Source organism: Streptomyces sp. NBC_00670 (assembly GCF_036226765.1).
GTDB lineage: Bacteria > Actinomycetota > Actinomycetes > Streptomycetales > Streptomycetaceae > Streptomyces.
Map to the genome: position 1 here is coordinate 5,962,631 of NZ_CP109017.1, position 19,311 is coordinate 5,981,941.

The window sequence follows — 19,311 nt, forward strand, 5'->3', positions numbered from 1 at the left end:
GCCATGAACGGACTTAGTCCTTGAGGTGAATTCGAGGTGAACGAGGACCGGGAGGGCCGCCGGGGAGGCGCGAGTCGTACCCGGATGCGCCGCTTGTCAGTTGTGCGGGAAGCGTGAAAAGCTCGGGCCCTGTCGTGAGACGCCCGCCAACTCCCGCACGCACGAGGCACGTTGGGTTTGCTTGTGGAAGCAGGCAAGTGGGAGAAGCCGTTGACGCAGGAGCCCTCATGCCCGACCTGCCGACCCCCCAGGACGCCGCCGAGGCCGCAGAGTTCTCGGAGGTCTGGGACGCGGTCCTGTCCTACGCCGACCTGTGCACGTCCGGCTCGGCGGCCGGTGCGCGGCTGGCGGCGGAGGCGTTTTCCCGGGGCATCCACGAGGCACGGGCCGCCGAGTCCACGGCGTGGGGCGCCGGGCGCCGCGTCCCGCGGCTGCCGCGCATTCCGCTGCTGCTGACGGTCGTGCGCTCCACCGCCGCCGACTGGGAGGCCCGGGGGCTCGGCCACCGGCTCGACCCCGATCTGCGGCTGTGGCTGCACTCCGAGAAGGCCGCGCGGTACACCGGGCCGCCGCTGCGCCGCCCGCTCGCCCTGCGCGCGCTGCGCGACATGCAGGAGCCGGACGCGGCGCTGCTGTGGCTCGCCGAGGCCGAGTCGCTGCCCCTGCCGTACGTGGCCCGCCGGCTGGGCCTGGACCCGTCGGCCGCCGCCGAGGAACTGGACCAGGTACGGGCGCTGTTCCGCGACCGTTGCCATCGCAACCACCTCGACACCCCCTGGACGCGGAGTGCCGGGCCTACGCCGGGCTGCTCGACGTCGTCACCCGGGCGCCCGGCACGGACACCCCCGAGGACCTCTCGCGGCACCTGGCCACATGCGTGGAGTGCGCCGAGGCCGCCGCGTGTCTGCGGGCCTCCGGCGGCGGGCTGCCGGTCGCGCTGGCCGCCGGGGTGATCGGCTGGGGCGGGCTCGCGTATCTGGAGCGGCGGCGCCGGGCGGCGGAGGCGGGGCTCAGCGGCGGCCGGGTGGACGCGGCGGCCGACACCGGGCTCGCGGTCGGCACCGCCGTCCGGCCCCGGATCGGCCGTACCGGCATCCTGGTCGGGGCGGTGCTCGTCTCCGCGCTCGCGCTGACGGTGTCACTGCTGCAGGTCGGCACGCCCGGCGAGAACGTCGCCGCCCGTGACACGGCGGGCGTACGCCCCACGGCCGACCCCTCGTTCTCCGCCCCGCCCACCGCCCGGCCCTCGCCCGGCGAGGACACCCCGGGCGCTACCTCCACCTCCCGCCCGGCGGAGACCACCGGTCCGACGGCGACACGCGGCGACCGCGACACCGCACCCCAGGGCGAACCGTCCGGCACGCTCCGGAAGACCCCGGGCGCCGGCTCCGCCGAACCGGCGGCGGACTGCGAGGTGGCCTACGACGTCGTCAACGAATGGCCGGACGGCTTCCAGGCCACCGTGACCGTCACCTCCGAGGCGGCGCTCCACGACTGGCGGGTGGCCTGGACCTTCGGCGCCGGCCAACGCGTCACCCAGATGTGGGACGCCTCGGTCACCCAGCACGGCACGCGGGTGACGGCCACGGCCGCCGACTACAACAAGACCGTCCCCGCCGACGGCACCCTCACCTTCGGCTTCCTCGGCTCCATGGCCGACGCCAACCCGGCCCCGTACGGCTTCACGCTGAACGGGGAGAGCTGCGGCGTGGCGGGGTGAACCACAGGTCCGATCGGCGGTCCTCCCGGGGCGGGGCCGTGGATCCGCGCGCGGTCTCGTGCCGGAAAAACCGCTGGCGCGTCGACGGCACGGATGGCTAAGGTCGTGTCGTTCCTGCGGCTGCTCCGCGCGGCCGCTTCCCGCCGCGCGTGATCTGGGAGGTGTTGACCGATGACTGTCGTTGCGATGGGCGCTGCCCGCGTTCGGAAGTTCATTCAGTCCACTTCCGTGGCCACCGGCTGATCCCACTCTTTCTTTCCGTGTCCGAGGACGCGGTGCCGGGGCCACCCATGTGAAGGGTTTCCCCTTGTCTTCCTCTTCTCTTTCGCGTTCGGCTTCGTCCCACCCGCTGGCCCCCTACGGCTGGGACACGGGCTGGGAGGCCGAGTTCGCGGTGTACGCCGGGCAGGGGCTGTTGCCCGGCCGGGTCGTGCGCGTCGATCGCGGGCAGTGCGATGTCGTCACCGCGGGCGGCACCGTGCGGGCCGACACCGCGTTCGTCACGCCGCACGATCCCCTGCGGGTCGTCTGCACCGGTGACTGGGTCGCCGTCGAGCCCGCCGGTGATCCGCGGTACGTGCGGACGTATCTGCCGCGGCGGTCGGCGTTCGTGCGGTCGACCTCGTCCAAGCGGTCCGAGGGGCAGGTGCTCGCGGCCAACGTGGACCACGCCATCGTCGCCGTGTCGCTGGCCGCGGAACTCGATCTCGCGCGGATCGAACGGTTCCTGGCGCTGGCCTGGGAGTCCGGGGCGCAGCCCCTCGTCGTCCTGACCAAGGCCGATCTCGTGGCCGACCCCGTGACGTTGTCCCACCTCGTCGAGGACGTGGAGAGCGCCGCGCCCGGGGTGCAGGTATGTGCCGTCAGTTCGCTGGGCGGGGACGGGCTCGACGTGCTCGGGGCCGTCGTCGCGGGCGGCACCTCCGTGCTGCTCGGGCAGTCCGGCGCCGGCAAGTCGACGCTCGCCAACGCGCTGGTCGGCGAGGACGTCATGCGGGTCCACGCCATCCGTGACGTGGACGGCAAGGGCCGTCATACGACCACCACCCGCAACCTGCTCGTCCTCCCCGGCGGCGGCGTCTTCATCGACACCCCCGGGCTCCGCGGGGTCGGGCTGTGGGACGCCGAGTCCGGGGTCGGCCAGGTGTTCGCCGAGATCGAGGAGCTGGCGCGGGAGTGCCGGTTCCACGACTGCGCGCACGGTGCCGAGCCCGGCTGCGCCGTGCTGGCCGCGCTCGACGACGGCCGGCTGGCACAGCGGCGGCTGGACAGCTACCGCAAGCTCCAGCGCGAGAACCAGTGGATCGTCGCCAAGACGGACGCGCGGGCCCGGGCCGAGCTGCGCCGGGACTGGAAGCGGAAGGGGGCGGAGGGGCGCGCGGCGATGGAGTTCAAGCGGGGGCGCCGGTGAGTTCTACGGGGTGACGGGCGGTGGGTGGCCCGGGGGCGCGCGTCAGCTCCGGGCCACCCAGCCCCGTTCGTAGGCCTGCCAGCCCAGTTGGAGCCGGGTCGTCACCCCGGCGATCTCCATCAGGTGCCGTACCCGGCGCTGCACCGTGCGCAGGCCCAGGTCCAGCTGTTTCGCCACGCTCGCGTCGGTCAGGCCGGCCAGGAGCAGGGACAGGATCTCCAGGTCCGTGCCGTCGGGGCCCTCCGGTTCCTGCTCCCGTACGGTGCCGTCGCCGCCCAGGCGCAGCGGCAGCGCCTGGCGCCACACCGTCTCGAACAGTCCCGACAGCACCTCGAGGAGGCCGCTGGCGTGCACCACCAGCGCCGCCGGTTCCGCGCCCGGGGAGGAGATGAGCGGCACCATGGCGAGGGTCCCGTCGGCGACGACCAGCTTCGTCGGGACGCGCTCGGCGACCCGTACGCGCTCGTCCCGGCCCAGTGCGGCCGACAGCTCGCCGACCGCCGCCGGGCCGTCGAGCACCGCGCGCTCCACCACCACGCGGTAGCGCACGCCCCGCGTGGCGGCCTGCTCCTCCGCGTGGTTCTCGGCGGCCGTGACGGCCATCGGCGCGCCGGTGACCAGCGCGCGCACCTCCTCCGTCGCGCCCAGCTGGAGCTGCAGGAACCGTTGTGCGACCGCCGCCGCGCCGGTCACCACCTCCACCAGGTCGTGCACCGTCGGCTCCGCCGCCCGCGCCCGGTACTCCTCCGCGAGCAGCGCCGCCGTCAGCTCCGCCTTCTCCAGCTCGTGCCGGTGCTGGGTGAGCAGCGCGCCGAGCGCGACGCCGGGCGGGGCGGCCACCCAGCGGCCGGGACGGGAGGAGGACTGGGCGGCGAGCCCGTGCCGCTCCAGGCGGCGCAGGGCGCGCTCCGTGTCGTGCTCGCCGAGCGCGAGCCGCCGGGCCAGATCGGGGACGTCGGCGGCGCCCACCGACACCAGGGCGCGGTACGCCGCCTCGTGCGTCTCGTCCAGACCTATCGCTGCGAGCATGCGGCGACGTCCCTCCCAGGGTTGCGTGCTGCGGTTCACGTGCGTGCGTGCGTGCGGGTGCGTGCGTGCGTGGCGGGAAACTGCCATGACGCAAACCCGCCCTCCAACATCATCGCCGTACCGGCGTTCACTCTGACAAGGTGGCGCCACCGCCGGTCGTACGGGGCTGTTCAGGTGTCCCGTACGGGGCGGGTGGCGCGCGGCGGTTCCCGCGTGGTCCGGGGCCGGCCCACAGCTCGTTCCCAGCCGCGCGCGTCATGCTCGGCGGGTGGGATCCCGACCGGGTCCGCCGACGCCGCCGGGCGGTCCTCCCGTGGGGGGTGGGGCCGTCCGGCGGTGCGGGGGCGGGGTCTCCGGTTGTCCGTCAGGCGCCGGGCGCCCGGCGGTTTTTCCGGATGCGCCGTTTTCAAGCGGGTCCCGCGGGCGACAATTGGGGGCATGAGCCAGCAGGGGGAGAGCCGGGAGCGGCCCACCGACCGGGAGGACGACTGGTGGGGGGAGCTGTACGACGGCTCCGCGGACGATGCGGGGCCGAGTGCGGCGGGCGACTCCCTGGACGACCGGTTCGCCTCGGCGGGGGCGGTCGTGGAGGACGACGAGGCGGCGCGGGCGGCTCCGCCGGAGGCTGCGGGGGGTGAGGCTGCGGCTCCTGCGCCGTCGGAGCGTGCGGCTGTGCCTCCGGCGGAGCCGGATCGTGTGGGGCTCCGCCCCCAGGGCGGGTCTGGGGCTCCCGCCCCTGACCCCGAGGGGGCTCTGCCCCCTGGACCCCCGGGAGCAGCGGGGGCTGCGCCCCCTCGCCCCCTGGCGGATGTGCCGCCCCCGCCCCCTCCGGCGCTCACCCACGTCGGCTCCGGCCCTCCCACCTACGACCCCGAACCCGCCGCGCTGCCGCTCGCGGAGCCGGACGCGCTCGGGGACGTCGTCGCGGACACCGTGCTGGACGGGGCCCGGTACGGGACCTGCACGCTGCGGGCAGTGTCGCTGCGCGGGGACTCCGCCCGGTTCCGCGGGGAGCCGCGGCGGGACGCGCTGCTCACCGCCCGCTTCGGCGCCGGCGACGACGCACTGGTGTTCGTCGCCATGGCCACCGGCGCCCGTGCCACCCCCGGCGCCCACCGCGCGGCCGCCGAGGCGTGCCGGCACCTCGGCCGTGCCGTCGGCCGCAGTCACGCACGGCTCGCCGAGGACCTCCGCGCGGGCCGCCGCGGCGACCTGAAGCCGGGGCTCCAGCGCCTCACCGACCGCTCCCTCGGGCGGCTCCGCGCCGACGCCGCCGAGCGGGGCGCGGACCCGGACACGTACACCGCCACCCTGCGCTGTCTGCTGCTCCCGGCCGACCCGGCCTGCCGTCTGCGTGTCTTCTTCGGCGTCGGCGACGGCGGACTGTTCCGGCTGCGGGACGGCGAGTGGCAGGACATCGAACCGGCGCCCCGGGCCGGGGAGAACGCCGCCGAGGGGTTCGGCGGCGGCGACCGGCTCACCGTCGACCTCGGCATCGCCGCCCCGCCGAGCCCGTACCGGCCCGCCCCCGAACCGCCCCGCGCACCCTTCCGCTTCCGCGCGTCCCTCGCCCACCCGGGCGACGTCCTGCTCCTCTGCACCGCAGGTCTCGCCGACCCCCTGCGCGGCGAGCCGGAGCTGTCCCGGCACCTGACGCACCGCTGGACCGGCGAGGAACCCCCGGGCCTCGCCGCGTTCCTCGCCGACGCGCAGGTCCGCGTCAAGGGGTACGCGGACGACCGTACGGCCGCCGCGGTCTGGGAGGGGGAGTAGTCCCGGGCCGGTACCGACGTCCGGCGGAGTCGCGGCACCGCGGCCGGTGTGGATTGATGGACCACGGGCACCCCGTCATGTGCCCGCACCGCCGTCGACCCACGCCGACCGACCCGCGCACCCGAAGGGCACGAAGACCATGGCCAAGCAGAACGTCGCCGAGCAGTTCGTCGACATCCTGGCGCGCGCCGGGGTCGAGCGGTTGTACGGGGTGGTCGGGGACAGCCTCAACCCCGTCGTGGACGCCGTGCGCCGGCACTCCGGCATCGACTGGGTGCATGTGCGGCACGAGGAGACCGCCGCCTTCGCGGCCGGCGCCGAGGCCCAGATCACCGGGCGGCTCACCGCCTGCGCCGGCTCCTGCGGGCCGGGCAATCTGCACCTCATCAACGGGCTCTACGACGCCCACCGCTCCATGGCCCCCGTCCTCGCCCTCGCCTCGCAGATCCCCTCCAGCGAGATCGGCCTCGGTTACTTCCAGGAGACCCACCCCGACCAGCTCTTCCGCGAGTGCAGCCACTACAGCGAGCTGATCTCCAACCCCCGGCAGATGCCCCGGCTGCTGCAGACCGCCATCCAGCACGCGGTCGGCCAGGGCGGCGTGAGCGTCGTGTCGCTGCCGGGCGACATCGCCGATCTGCCCGCGCCCGAGCGGGCCGCCGAGAGCGCGCTCGTCACCTCCCGGCCCACCGTCCGCCCCGGCGACGCCGAGATCGACCGACTGGTCGCCATGATCGACGCCGCCGACCGGGTCACCCTCTTCTGCGGCAGCGGCACCGCCGGGGCGCACGCCGAGGTGATGGAGTTCGCCGGACGGATCAAGGCACCCGTCGGGCACGCCCTGCGGGGCAAGGAGTGGATCCAGTACGACAACCCGTTCGACGTGGGGATGAGCGGGCTGCTGGGGTACGGGGCCGCCTACGAGGCCACCCACGAGTGCGAGCTGCTGATCCTGCTCGGCACCGACTTCCCGTACAACGCCTTCCTGCCCGACGACGTGAAGATCGCCCAGGTCGACGTGCGCCCGGAACACCTCGGGCGGCGTTCCAAGCTGGACCTCGCGGTCTGGGGCGACGTACGGGAGACCCTGCGCTGTCTGATCCCGCGGGTGAAGGAGAAGAAGAACCGCCGCTTCCTGGACCGGATGCTGAAGAAGCACGCCGACGCGCTGGAGGGGGTCGTCAAGGCATACACCCGCAAGGTCGACAAGCACGTCCCGATCCACCCCGAGTACGTGGCCGCCGTCGTCGACGAACTCGCCGACGACGACGCCGTGTTCACCGTCGACACGGGGATGTGCAACGTGTGGGCCGCGCGGTACGTCTCGCCCAACGGCCGCCGCAGGATCATCGGTTCGTTCTCGCACGGCTCCATGGCCAACGCGCTGCCCATGGCGATCGGCGCGCAGTTCACCGACCGGCGGCGGCAGGTGCTCTCGCTCTCCGGCGACGGCGGGTTCAGCATGCTGATGGGCGACTTCCTCACCCTCGTCCAGTACGACCTGCCGGTGAAGGTCGTGCTGTTCAACAACTCCTCGCTCAGCATGGTCGAGTTGGAGATGCTGGTCGCCGGGCTGCCCTCGCACGGCACCACCAACAAGAACCCCGACTTCGCCGCCGTGGCCCGGGCCTGCGGGGCGTACGGGGTCCGGGTCGAGAAGCCCAAGGACCTTCCCGGCGCGCTGAAGGACGCCTTCCGGCACAAGGGCCCGGCCCTCGTCGACGTCGTCACCGACCCCAACGCCCTGTCCATCCCGCCGAAGATCAGCGCCGAGATGGTGACCGGGTTCGCCCTGTCGGCCTCGAAGATCGTCCTCGACGGCGGCGTCGGCCGCATGCTGCAGATGGCCCGCTCCAATCTGCGTAATGTGCCACGCCCGTGATGCTTGACCAATCGCCAGGACTGGCCGGCTGAACCGCCGGGCATGCATCCCCGTGAACGTGTTCGAGGGCCGAGGACGACCACGACCACGACCACGAACCACGGCGACGTACGACGGGGACCCGGGGGATGACCATGAACAGGCAGACGGTGGCGGAGTTACGAAGCGCCAGGAGCCGGACGGGGGACGCCCGGCTGCTGCGCGAAGTGGGCGCGGCGGACCTGCGGTCCGTCGCCGAAGTACGGCACGCGCTGCGCGCGCTGCTGGACGGCCGCGCGGAGCCGGACCGCTGCGCCACCGCCGAGCTGCTGACCAGCGAACTCCTCGCCAACGCACTCGTGCACACCGACGGGGAGGCGGTCGTCACGGCCGTCGTCTCCGGGCGCCGACTGCGCGTGGAGGTACGGGACTTCGCGGAACGGGGCGGTGGCACAGGCGGCAGCACTGGCGTCGGCCCCGGGGCCCGGTCCGCTTCCGCGGCGGGGGACGAGGAGGCCGGGCAGCGGACGAGCGGCCGGGGACTGCTCCTGGTGCGTGCCCTCGCCGACGCCTGGGGCGTCCGCGCGCACGACGTGGGCAAGTCGGTCTGGTTCGAGCTGGAGGGTCTGACGGAGGCCGAGGGGCTGCGACTGGACGGGGACGCGGCCTGAGGGTTCAGGCCGCGTCCCCGTGGCAGTACTGGCTCACCGCGTGTCGGTGCTCAGCCGAACTGCTGCTCCAGGTCCTTGAGCTTGCGCTCCAGCGAGTCGAGCCGGGGGAGGGCCTGTGTGTCGTCCTCCGAGGTGAGGTCGACGGTGACGGCCTCCGCGCCACCGGGCCGGACGGGCTGCAGGGAGGGGCGGGCGGCACGCGCGGGCAGCTCCGCCTTGGATATCGCGGGGTCCGCCTGGGCGGGCGCCCGCTCCACCTCCACGGTGTGGCCGCCGCCTCCACCGCCGCCGCCCCCGCCGGGCAGCCCGCGGTGACCGCGGCTGATCGCCTTCAGATGCGCGCGCTCCAGCTTCTCCTGCTCGCGCCGGCGCAGCCGGTTCTGCTCCTTCTGGCGCTGGTCCTCGCGGACCTCCTCGACGGCCTCGTCCAGGCTCCGCACGCCCTCGAGCAGCATCAGCGACCACGCCTTGTACGTCTCACGGGGCGCCCGCAGCCAGCGGACGACACGGATCTGCGGCAGCGGCCGCGGCACCAGGCCCTGCTCGCGCAGGGCGGCCCGGCGGGTCTGCTTCAGCGCGCGGTCGAACAGCACGGCCGCGGAGAGGGACATGCCGGAGAAGAACTGCGGTGCGCCCGCGTGGTCGATGCCCCGGGGCGCGTGCACCCAGTTGAACCAGGCCGCGGCGCCGGCAAATGTCCACACCAGTATCCGGGAGCCGAGGGCCGCGTCGCCGTGGCTGGCCTCGCGCACCGCGAGCACGGAGCAGAACATGGCCGCGCCGTCCAGACCGAACGGGACGAGGTACTCCCAGCCGTCGGTGAGGCCGAGGTTCTGCTGGCCGAAGCCGACCAGGCCGTGGAAGGAGAGGGCGGCGGCGACCGCCGCACAGCAGAACAGCAGCACGTAGGAGGCGGTGCCGTACAGGGCCTCCTTGCGCCTGCGGCGCTCCTCGGCACGCTCCCACGAGTCGTCCGCGCTCGTGCTCTCCCCGGAGGTGCGCTTGCCGCGCGCCAGCACCGCCACCGCCGCCAGCATGCCCAGGAGCAGTACGCCGCCCGGCAGCAGCCAGTTCAGCGATATGTCGGTCAATCTCATCTGGGGTCCCTTGCATTGGGATAGGGCGTAACGCCCGCCATAGTGGCCCACTCCCGAGGGCCCTCAGGGGGTTTCGGGGCAAGAGGCCGCCAAGGAGGTGCAAGGGAATGCCCAGGGCGGCGTTCTGCTCGAACTGCCGCGTGAGGGGCGGGAGTTGAGTTCGAATAAGACTACCCGTAAGGGTGGTTCCACGGAAAGTTCCTGCGCGGGGTGAGGATTTTGTGAACTACCTGTGATCTGCGCGGGGTTCCGGGGCCGGCCCGGTGGCCTTGTCCGAAGTGGATCTTACTGATGCGGATCTTACGGCACGCGAAGGCCCGCCCTTGTCCGGGGCGGGCCATGGGAGGGGGGCGAGGGGTGAAAGGGCCTCAGGCGGCCGCTTCCGCGGTCAACTTGGCGACGCGGTCCTCGTCGCAGGTGCGGGGGCAGGTGGCGCAGGTGTCCTGCGGTTCCAGCGTGTAGTAGAGGCAGCAGCTCACGCGGTCCCGGGTGGTCAGCGGCTCGCCCTGAGGGCCGGTCAGTTCGCGGAAAGCGGGGGTGCCGGCGTACGGCTTCTCCGTGCCGGGCAGCAGCGCCTCCAGCTCGCGCATGGCCCGCCGCTCCTCGCCGAGCAGATTGCCGACGTACCAGAGCCCTTCCGTTATCTCGTCCGTCGCCATGCCCCACAGGCCACGGCCGCGCCGCCGCATCACCGGGCCGAAGGCGCCGAGGACCGGCTCCAGATGCGCGGCCACCGCCGACCGCAGCTCCGCGCGCAGCGCCTCCTCGTCCCGGACGACGCGGGCGCCGGGCGTCGCGGCCGCCGGGTCGCCGGGCAGGCAGGCGAAGCCGGCGGGACGCGCGGCGAGCCGGCTGCGCTCACGGTCGTGGGCGACCCGCTCCACGGGCAGGTACGGCACCCGGCGGTGCAGGAACCAGGGGAGGGTGAACAGGAGGCAGGCGGGCCAGGCGTAGCGGTGCAGGCCGAAGCCGGCCACGACGTCGGGGCGGCCGGGCCGGCCGTGATCCTGAAGGACCTGCTTCCTGTCCCAGGCGAGATAGCCGTCCAGCGCCTCGGGGTCCCGCGCGAGCGCCGCCGCGGTGACCCAGCCGTCGCCCTCGGGCAGCGGCTCGTCGGGTCCGAGCGTGGTGACGGTCATCCAGGGGAGTACCTCGGCCATCCGGTCGTACGACTCGGCGAGGACGGCCGCGGCGGTGACGACCGGCGCGGTGGCTTCCGTGACGGTGTGGTCGGCGGGGCGGGTGGCCGTGGACAGCAGCATGCGTTACCACCGTATTCGCGGGGTGTGCAGAGGTAAGGCTTACCTTAGCGCACCTGTGGTCGCTTTGACCTGAGGGCGGGGGCGCCTATGGTTCTCCACGACTGGTGACAAAGGCGCGGCTATGCCGTCAATCGGTGCCGTGTGCCGTCAAGTCCGTTAGGAGCGCCCCGTGGAACAGGCCGCCTCACGCCGTCGTACCGCCGACAGCCTCGGGTCCACGGAAGCCCGCCCTCCGGAGCCGAGGGTGGCGGCGCGGGCGCGGGCCGCGGAGTCCGGGCTCGTGCGTCCCGTGGCCGAAGGGGCGGCGCAGGGCCCGGCCGAGGAGGCCGTCCGGGGTGAGCACACGCATGGGGAGTCCCCGATCCCGCTGCCGCGGCGGTCCGTCGTACGGCGCTCCTCGGTGCGGGGGCAGGTGCTGGACGCGTTGCGGGCGGCGTTGGTCGGCGGGGAGCTGGCGCCGGGGGAGGTGTACTCGGCGCCCGTGCTGGGCGAGCGGTTCGGGGTCTCCGCGACGCCGGTGCGCGAGGCGATGCAGCAGCTCGCGCTGGAGGGTGCGGTCGAGGTGGTGCCCAACCGGGGGTTCCGGGTGGTGCAGCGGTGCGACCGGGAGCTGGACGAGCTGGCGGAGATACGGGCGTTGCTGGAGGTGCCGGTGGTGCTGCGGCTCGCCCGTACGGTGCCGGCGGGGCGGTGGGCGGAGCTGCGGCCGCTGGCGGAGGCGACGGTACGGGTTGCCTCCGGCGGTGATGTGGCGGGGTATGCGGAGGCGGACCGGGCGTTTCACCGGGCGGTGCTGGGGTTGGCGGGCAACGAGCAGTTGGTGCGGCTCGCGGATGATCTGCAGCGGAGGGCGCAGTGGCCCGCGCGGGGGGTTGTCGGCGCGGGGGTGCGCCACGGGCGCGCGTCGCTTGTCGCCGACGCGGCGGAGCATACGGCGTTGCTGGATGCGTTGATCGCGCAGGACGCGGGGGTGGTGGGGGCGTTGGTGGCGGACCACTTCGGCGCGACGGGGAGCATGTGACCGCGGTCACGAGCGGGGGGTGACCTTCCGTCGGGGGGCGGGTGCCCTCCGGGCGGGGCGGTGCGGTGCGGGGCGGTGCGTCGGCGGGTGCGGGTGCGTGGTGGCTGGTCGCGCAGTTCCCCGCGCCCCTTGGCGCCTACGGGGGTGGGTGGTTTCGGGGTGTGCGCGGGCGCGGGCGGGATGTGGCTGGTCGCGCAGTTCCCCGCGCCCCTTGGCGCCTACGGGGGTGGGTGGTTTCGGGGTGTGCGCGGGCGCGGGCGGGATGTGGCTGGTCGCGCAGTTCCCCGCGCCCCTTGGCGCCTACGGGGGTGCGTGGCTTTGGTGCGTGGGCGGGTGCGCGCGGTTGTGGGCTGGTCGCGCAGTTCCCCGCGCCCCTGGTAGCGACGGGCGGCCCCTGCCTTCAAGGGGCGCGAGGAACCGCGCGAGCAACCACGAACGACCCGCACCCGCCGGTAATCCGTACCGCCCCACCCCCGTAGGCGTTCAGGGGCGCGGGGAACTGCGCGAGCGACCACGAACGACCCGCACTCGCCCGTGATCCGCACCGCCCCACCCCCGTAGGCGATAAGGGGCGCGGGGAACTGCGCGACAAGCCACCACGCACCCGCGCTTACCCACACCCCGAAAGCACCCCATGGCACCGAACGGCAGCCTATGTGACGGCGGTCACAAGCCGGCGTCCACGTGGGGCGCCAGCCACGTGGGGACGCCTCCCAGGAGGCGGAACAACCGCCCCGCTTCCGCGCGGAGCCGCCCCGCCTCCGGGTCCGTCTCCGCGTCCGCGAGGGACACCAGCGCCGGCGCCGTCCCGACGAGGAACCCCAGTTCCTCACGGATCCGCAGCGACTCGGCGAAGCCGTGCCGCGCCTCCGCCAACTCGCCCTCCCGGAGGGCGAGTCCGGCCAGGTGCCGCCAGGTGGAGGAGAGCAGCAGCGGGTCGCCGTGGGCGAGCGCACCCGCGTGCGCCCGCCGGTACGCCGCCTTCGCCGCCTGCGGGGAACGCGTGATGTTCTCGGCGAGCAGCCCCCGCCGGAAGTCCAGCTGCGCCCGCGCCACCGCCCCCGGCGCGATCAGCGCCGCGGCCCGCCCGAACGCGGACCGCGCCTCGTCCGCCCGGTCCCGCACCCGCAGCAGCGTCGCCGCGTACGCGAGCTGCCCGCGCTCGCAGGCCGCCGCGCCCCGCTCCTCGTCGGTGTGGGCCAGCGCCTCGGCCGTCCGCAGCGCGTCCTCGGCCTCGTCCCAGCCCTGCTCGGCGTAGAGGCAGCGCTCCACCAGCAGCGAGACGCGCTGGAGCGCGGCCGGCGCGGTGCGGGGTTCGAGCAGCGCCGCCGCGTCGGCCCAGCAGGCGCGGGAGCGCAGCCGCCATATCGCGGTCTGGAGTGGATCGTCACCTGCGGTCGTTCCGGTACCAGACATGGCGGTGAGCGCCACATTGCCCTCCCCGAGCGCGCCGTCGAGCTGTTGAGTGGTGGCGGCATTCCAGCACCAATGACGGAGCCCGGGAAGGGGCTGGGTGAAGGATTTCACAAAGTCATGGCCACCGGCCGCGCCCTCCCGGGCGCCGGTGCCCCGCCGCGCGCGCCCTCACGCCCACCCCGCGCCCACCCCGCGCCCGCCCCGCTCTCCCCTCAGCTCATCCGCAGCGCCAGGAAGAAGTCCAGCTTGTCCTCCAGGCGGGACAGGTCCCGTCCGGTGAGCTGTTCGATGCGGCCCACCCGGTAGCGCAGTGTGTTGACGTGCAGGTGGAGGCGGGTGGCGCAGCGGGTCCAGGAGCCGTCGGCGTCGAGGAACGCCTCCAGGGTCGGTATCAGCTCGGCGCGGTGCCGGCGGTCGTACTCGCGCAAGGGGTCGAGCAGCCGCGCGGTGAACGCCCGGCGCACGTCGTCCGGTACGAACGGCAGCAGCAGGACGTGCGAGGCGAGTTCGTGGTGGCCGGCCGCGCAGACCCGGCCCTGCCGCGCGGCGGCGACCCGGCGGGCGTGCCGCGCCTCCTCCAGCGCCCCGCGCAGTCCCTCCGCCGAGTGCACCGGCGCGCTGACGCCCAGCGTGAGCCGCCCGTCGCCGTCGAGCCCGGCGGTGAGCGGTTCCCGTACGGCGTCCAGCAGCGCGTCGGCGAGGAGGCCGGACTCGGAGCCGTCGTGCTCGGCGGAGACGGCCGGGAGCGGTACCAGGGCGATCGCCTCCTCACCCGTGTGGGCGACCGCGATCCGGTCGGCGGGCTCGGGTCCGGTGGCGAGCGGGTCGACGAGGATCTCCTCGAGCAGTGCCTGCGCCGCCGGCCCGCCCGCACCGCCGGGTCCACCCCCGCCGTCCTCCCACTCGACCCGGGCGACGACCACCTGCCAGTGCGGGGCCGCGCCGAGGCCGGGCAGCAGGACCGGCGAGGCGACCCGCAGCCGGGCCGCGATCTCGGCCGGCGCGGCGCCCGCCTGCACCAGTTCGAGCACCTCCTGCGCCAGCCGCCGCCGCACCGTGCGCGCGGCGTCCCGGCGGTCCCGCTCCACGGCGATGAGCTGGGTCACCCCGTGCAGCAGGTCGAGCCGCTCCTCGGGCCAGTCCCCGGCGTCCGCGGCCACCGCGAGCAGCCAGCCGGACAGCAGTGCCCCGCGCGCGTCGCCCGACGGCACGCTCGCGCGCGCGTCGCCGGGCTCCCGGGGCGGGCGGCCGGCGCCCACCGGGAAGAGGGAGTACGGCGCCTCGTCCACCGTCACCCGGTACGGCGCCCGCCGCCCCGCGCGCGAGCCCGCCAGGTGCTCGGCGGCCAGCCGCGCGCAGACCTCGGGCGGCAGCGTCTCGCCGCGCCCGGCGACGACGCGGCCGGTGGGGGAGAGCACCCAGGCGCGCAGGTCCAGGTCGGTGCCGAGCAGGTCGAGGACGACGTCGGGGCCGCCGCCGGCCGGTCCGGAGGTCATCATCCGCCGGTGTCGGTCGACCACCGCCGCCAGATCGCCCGCCCGTTCGCCCGACACCTGCCGCACGACGTACTCGGTGACCGTCGCGAACGCCACCGACTCGTCCACGGCCAGCAGCGGCAGCCGGTGCCGGGCGCACGCGGCGACCAGGTCCTCCGGTACGCCGCTCAGCTCCGCGTCGCCGACCGCGAGCGCGGCGACCCCGGCGGCCACCAGGATCCGCACGAACGGCTCCGAGTCGGCCGGGCCGTGCCGCCAGGCCAGTCCCGTCAGGACCAGTTCCCCGCCCGAGAGGTAGCGGCCGGGGTCGGTCAGATCGGTGGTCATCACCCCGCGCACCGTGCGGTCCAGCTCGTCGGCGCCGCCCAGCAGCCTCAGGCCCAGCGCATCGGTGTCCAGCAGTGCGCGCAGCCGCATGTCTCGTCGCCGCCGTTCTCGTCTCTCACAGCATGTCGGAAGTCTGTTCGCAACAGGGCGATTCCGGCCGCGACGGGCCATGGCCTGGTGCGTACGGGGCCGCGGTGCGGCGTCGCGCGTGAGCGGCCGGGTTGCCGACGGCCTCCGTTCATATGAATCTACAAGATGATGGTTGTGGCCAGCGAACTCCTTGGGGTTTTCCGTGACTGACCCCGACCCCCGTGGGGCGGTGTACTGGCCGCACCTCACGCGCACGGCACGCCGCCCCCGGCCGGAGCCGCCGCCTCCGGCCTGGCTCGAATCGAACAGGGAGCCGGTATGGAATTCCTGCGCCCCGCCCACTGGGACGAGGCGCTCGCCGCCAAGGCCGAGCACCCCGACGCCGTACCGCTCGCCGGCGGCACCGACGTGATGGTGGACCTCAACTTCGGCCGCCGCCGCCCCGAACGCCTCCTCGACCTCACCCGCGTACGCGAGCTGCACGAGTGGGAGACCGGCGCCGGGTCCGTACGCCTCGGCGCCTGCGTGCCGTACGCGACGATCATGGAGCGGCTGCGCCCCGTGCTGCCGGGCCTCGCCCTCGCCGCCCGCACGGTCGCCTCCCCGCAGATCCGCCACCGCGGCGGCGTCGGCGGCAACCTCGGCACCGCCTCCCCGGCCGGCGACGCCCACCCCGCGCTGCTCGCCGCGGGTGCCGAGGTCGAGGCCGCCTCCGTACGGGGAACCCGGCGCATCCCCGTCGACGACTTCTACACCGGCGTGAAACGCAACGCGCTCGCGCCCGACGAACTGATCCGCGCCGTCCACGTCCGCACCGCCGACGGACCCCAGCAGTACGCCAAGGTCGGCACCCGCAACGCCATGGTGATCGCGGTGTGCGCCTTCGGGCTCGCCCTGCACCCGGCCACCCGTACCGTCCGCACCGGCGTCGGCTCGGCCGCCCCGACGCCCGTACGCGCCGCGCCCGCCGAGGAGTTCCTGAACGGTGTCCTCGCGGAGGGCCGCCACTGGGACACCGGGCGGGCCGTCGCCCCGTCGGCCGCCGGGAAGTTCGCCGCGCTGTGCGCCGCCGCCTGTGACCCCATCGACGACGTGCGCTCCACCGCCCGCTACCGCCGCCACGCGGTCGGCGTCCTGGCCCGGCGCACGCTGACCTGGGCGTGGCAGGAGTACCGCGCCACCGCCTTCGCGGAGGGAGTCGCCTGATGCGCGTCGGTCTCACCGTCAACGGACGCCCCCGGCGGGCCGACGACGTCTGGGAGGGCGAGTCCCTCCTCTACGTACTGCGCGAACGGCTCGGGCTGCCCGGCGCCAAGAACGCCTGCGAGCAGGGCGAGTGCGGCTCGTGCACGGTCCGGCTCGACGGCGTCCTCGTCTGCGCCTGCCTGGTCGCCGCCGGGCAGGCCGAGGGGTGCGAGGTCGACACCGTCGAAGGGCTCGCGGACGGCGCCGGACTCGCCCCCGTGCAGCGGGCGTTCCTCGACGCCGGGGCCGTCCAGTGCGGCTTCTGCACGCCCGGGCTGCTGGTCGCCGCCGACGAACTGCTGCGGCAGCGGCCCTGTCCCACCGACGAGGAGATCCGCGAGGCGCTGGCGGGCAACCTGTGCCGCTGCACCGGCTACGAGAAGATCATGGACGCGGTCCGGCTGGCGGCCGCCCGGCGCTCCGAGGAGGACTGATCCGCGATGGCGACGACCGGATCCCCGACGGCGACGACCGGCGCGCCCACCGGAAGGCGGGAGCCCGCCACCGCGACCGGCCTCCCCGTCACGACGACGCGGTCCACCCGCGGCGGCGTCGGCGAGTCCGTCCTCCGTCCCGACGGCATCCTCAAGGTCACCGGCGAGTTCGCCTACTCCTCCGACCTGTGGCACGAGGACATGCTCTGGGGCCGCACCCTGCGCTCCCCGGTCGCCCACGCCGAGATCGTCGCCCTCGACCCCACCGACGCCCTCGCCGTCCCCGGCGTGCACGCCGTCCTCACCCACGAGGACCTGCCCACCGCCGTCCGCCACTACGGACTGGAGATCCCCGACACCCCCGTCCTCGCCCACGACCGCGTCCGCCACCACGGCGAACCCGTCGCGCTCGTCGCCGCCGACCATCCCGAGACCGCCCGCCGCGCGGCGGCCCTGATCAAGGTCGTCTACCGCGAACTCCCCGTCGTCACCGACGAGTCGAGCGCGCTCGCCCCCGGCGCGCCCGTCCTCCATCCCGGCCGCACCGACCGGCACGCCGCCCACGTCCCGCACCCCAACGTCCTGCACCGCCAGCCCGTCCGGCGCGGCGACGTCCCGGCGGCCCGGGAGCGCGCCGACGTGATCGTGACGGGCGAGTACGTCTTCGGCATGCAGGACCAGGCCTTCCTCGGCCCCGAGTCCGGGCTCGCCGTGCCCGCCGAGGACGGCGGCGTCGACCTGCACGTCGCCACCCAGTGGCTGCACGCCGACCGGCGGCAGATCGCCCCCGTGCTCGGCCTGCCCGAGGAACTGGTACGGCTGACCCTGGCCGGGGTCGGCGGCGCCTTCGGCGGGCGCGAGGACCTGTCGATGCAGATCCACGCCTGTCTGCTGGCCCTGCGCACCGGACGCCCGGTCAAGATGGTCTACGACCGCTTCGAGTCCTTCTTCGGCCACGTCCACCGCCACCCCGCGCGACTGCGCTACGAACACGGCGCCACCCGCGACGGCAGGCTGACCCACGTCAGCGCCCGGATCGTGCTCGACGGCGGCGCCTACGCGTCCACCTCCCCGGCGGTCGTCGGCAACGCGGCCTCGCTCGGCGTCGGTCCGTACGTCGTGGACGACGTGGACGTCGAGGCGCTCGCCCTCTACACCAACAACCCGCCCTGCGGCGCGATGCGCGGCTTCGGCGCCGTGCAGGCGTGCTTCGCCTACGAGGCGCAGATGGACAAACTGGCCGCCGCACTCGGCCTGCACCCCGTCGAGTTGCGGCAGCGCAACGCCATGGCCGAGGGCGCGGTCCTGCCCACCGGGCAGCGCGTCGACTCCCCGGCGCCGGTCGCCGAACTGCTGCGCCGGGTCCGCGACCGCCCGCTGCCGCCCGCGCGCCAGTGGGAGACCACCGAGGGCGCGGACGTACGGCAGCTGCCGGGCGGCCCGTCCAACACCACCCACGGCGAGGACGTCGTACGGGGCGTCGGCTACGCCGTCGGCATGAAGAACGTCGGCTTCTCCGAGGGCTTCGACGACCACTCCACGGCCAGGGTCCGCCTGGAGGTGACCGGCGGCGAACCCGTCGCCACCGTCCACACCGCGATGGCCGAGGTCGGCCAGGGCGGCGTCACCGTCCACGCGCAGATCGCCCGCACCGAGCTGGGCGTCGCCCGGGTGACGCTCGCCCCCGCCGACACCCGGGTGGGCAGCGCCGGTTCGACCTCCGCCTCCCGGCAGACGTACGTCACCGGCGGCGCCGTGCGCCACGCCTGCGCGCTGGTCCGCGAGCGGGTGTTCGCGCTGGGCCGGCGCCGGTTCGGAGCCGACCGACCCGCCTGGCTCGACGAGGAGTTGCTGCTGGCGGACGGCAAGGTGGTCACCGCCGGGGGCGAGGTGCTCGGCGGGCTCGCGGACGTGCTCGGCGGGGAGGCGGTGGAGGTCGAACGCGAGTGGCGGCACCGCCCGACCGAGCCGTTCGACCGGCACACCGGGCAGGGCGACGGCCACGTCCAGTACGCGTTCGCCGCGCACCGGGCGGTGGTGGAGGTCGACACCGGACTGGGCCTGGTGAAGGTCGTCGAACTGGCCTGCGCGCAGGACGTCGGCAGGGCCGTCAACCCGCTCTCCGTCACCGGGCAGATCCAGGGCGGCTCGGCGCAGGGGCTCGGCATCGCGGTGATGGAGGAGATCGTGGTCGACCCGGAGACGGCCCGGGTGGGCAACCCGTCCTTCACGGACTACCTGATCCCGACCATCCTCGACACCCCGCCGATCCCCGTCGACCTGCTCGAACTGGCCGACCCGCACGCCCCGTACGGGCTGCGCGGCGCGGGCGAGGCCCCCACCCTGTCCTCGACCCCGGCCGTCCTCGCGGCGATCCGCGACGCGACGGGTCTGGCGCTGAACCGGGTACCGGTACGCCCGGAACACATCGCGCTGCGCTGAGCCGCCGTGCGTGAAG

Annotated in this window: 13 protein-coding genes and 1 pseudogene; 9 read left to right on the top strand and 5 right to left on the bottom strand. The window is 74.6% G+C overall.

The window, feature by feature from the left end:
* Nucleotides 1-227 precede the first annotated feature (227 nt).
* A pseudogene (locus OIE12_RS26385) lies at nucleotides 228-1,720 on the top strand (cellulose binding domain-containing protein).
* 307 nt (nucleotides 1,721-2,027) lie between these two features.
* Nucleotides 2,028-3,131: a ribosome small subunit-dependent GTPase A gene (gene rsgA / locus OIE12_RS26390; protein ID WP_329139420.1), complete on the top strand. Its 1,104-nt coding sequence runs from the start codon at nucleotides 2,028-2,030 to the stop codon at nucleotides 3,129-3,131.
* 42 nt (nucleotides 3,132-3,173) lie between these two features.
* Here rsgA and OIE12_RS26395 read toward each other — a convergent pair whose 3' ends face one another.
* Nucleotides 3,174-4,160 carry a helix-turn-helix domain-containing protein gene (locus tag OIE12_RS26395; RefSeq protein WP_329139423.1) on the bottom strand — a complete coding sequence of 329 codons (987 nt, stop codon included), beginning with the start codon at nucleotides 4,158-4,160 and terminating at the stop codon, nucleotides 3,174-3,176.
* A 438-nt stretch (nucleotides 4,161-4,598) separates the two neighbouring features.
* On the opposite strand from OIE12_RS26395, the gene OIE12_RS26400 reads away from it, so the two are divergent.
* The 3 genes from OIE12_RS26400 (at nucleotide 4,599) to OIE12_RS26410 (ending at nucleotide 8,465) form a co-directional block, all read left to right on the top strand.
* Nucleotides 4,599-5,933, top strand: coding sequence for a protein phosphatase 2C domain-containing protein (locus tag OIE12_RS26400; RefSeq protein WP_329139425.1), 1,335 nt, complete (start codon nucleotides 4,599-4,601; stop codon nucleotides 5,931-5,933).
* 139 nt (nucleotides 5,934-6,072) lie between these two features.
* Nucleotides 6,073-7,815 carry a pyruvate dehydrogenase gene (locus OIE12_RS26405; RefSeq protein WP_329139427.1) on the top strand — a complete coding sequence of 581 codons (1,743 nt, stop codon included), beginning with the start codon at nucleotides 6,073-6,075 and terminating at the stop codon, nucleotides 7,813-7,815.
* Between the two features lie 134 nt (nucleotides 7,816-7,949).
* Complete coding sequence (locus OIE12_RS26410) at nucleotides 7,950-8,465, top strand: ATP-binding protein (RefSeq protein WP_329142230.1); 516 nt, start codon at nucleotides 7,950-7,952, stop codon at nucleotides 8,463-8,465.
* Nucleotides 8,466-8,515: 50 nt separating this feature from the next.
* On the opposite strand, the gene OIE12_RS26415 is transcribed toward OIE12_RS26410, so the two are convergent.
* Together OIE12_RS26415 and OIE12_RS26420 are read right to left on the bottom strand one after the other, a co-directional pair.
* On the bottom strand, nucleotides 8,516-9,562 hold the full coding sequence (locus tag OIE12_RS26415; protein ID WP_329139429.1) for a DUF2637 domain-containing protein: 1,047 nt from the start codon (nucleotides 9,560-9,562) through the stop codon (nucleotides 8,516-8,518).
* Between the two features lie 368 nt (nucleotides 9,563-9,930).
* Nucleotides 9,931-10,824 (bottom strand): (2Fe-2S)-binding protein, encoded by an 894-nt coding sequence (locus OIE12_RS26420; RefSeq protein WP_329139432.1) that lies wholly within the window; start codon nucleotides 10,822-10,824, stop codon nucleotides 9,931-9,933.
* 169 nt (nucleotides 10,825-10,993) lie between these two features.
* Between OIE12_RS26420 and OIE12_RS26425 the strand changes: the two genes are divergently transcribed.
* Nucleotides 10,994-11,845 carry a GntR family transcriptional regulator gene (locus tag OIE12_RS26425; protein WP_329139434.1) on the top strand — a complete coding sequence of 284 codons (852 nt, stop codon included), beginning with the start codon at nucleotides 10,994-10,996 and terminating at the stop codon, nucleotides 11,843-11,845.
* 666 nt (nucleotides 11,846-12,511) lie between these two features.
* Here OIE12_RS26425 and OIE12_RS26430 read toward each other — a convergent pair.
* Together OIE12_RS26430 and OIE12_RS26435 are read right to left on the bottom strand one after the other, a co-directional pair.
* Nucleotides 12,512-13,261 (bottom strand): hypothetical protein, encoded by a 750-nt coding sequence (locus tag OIE12_RS26430; protein ID WP_329139436.1) that lies wholly within the window; start codon nucleotides 13,259-13,261, stop codon nucleotides 12,512-12,514.
* Between the two features lie 212 nt (nucleotides 13,262-13,473).
* Nucleotides 13,474-15,174, bottom strand: coding sequence for a PucR family transcriptional regulator (locus tag OIE12_RS26435; protein WP_329139438.1), 1,701 nt, complete (start codon nucleotides 15,172-15,174; stop codon nucleotides 13,474-13,476).
* Between the two features lie 318 nt (nucleotides 15,175-15,492).
* Here OIE12_RS26435 and OIE12_RS26440 point away from each other — a divergent pair, with 318 nt between their 5' ends.
* From OIE12_RS26440 to pucD, 3 genes are read left to right on the top strand one after another with little or no spacing between them, the layout of a single operon-like run.
* The gene (locus OIE12_RS26440; RefSeq protein WP_329139439.1) at nucleotides 15,493-16,380 is read left to right on the top strand and encodes an FAD binding domain-containing protein; all 888 of its coding nucleotides are present in this window, start codon (nucleotides 15,493-15,495) and stop codon (nucleotides 16,378-16,380) included.
* Complete coding sequence (locus OIE12_RS26445; RefSeq protein WP_329139441.1) at nucleotides 16,380-16,853, top strand: (2Fe-2S)-binding protein; 474 nt, start codon at nucleotides 16,380-16,382, stop codon at nucleotides 16,851-16,853. Before OIE12_RS26440 ends, OIE12_RS26445 begins: the two co-directional genes overlap by 1 nt.
* 6 nt (nucleotides 16,854-16,859) lie before the next feature.
* The gene (gene pucD, locus OIE12_RS26450; RefSeq protein WP_329139443.1) at nucleotides 16,860-19,295 is read left to right on the top strand and encodes a xanthine dehydrogenase subunit D; all 2,436 of its coding nucleotides are present in this window, start codon (nucleotides 16,860-16,862) and stop codon (nucleotides 19,293-19,295) included.
* Nucleotides 19,296-19,311: the final 16 nt, after the last annotated feature.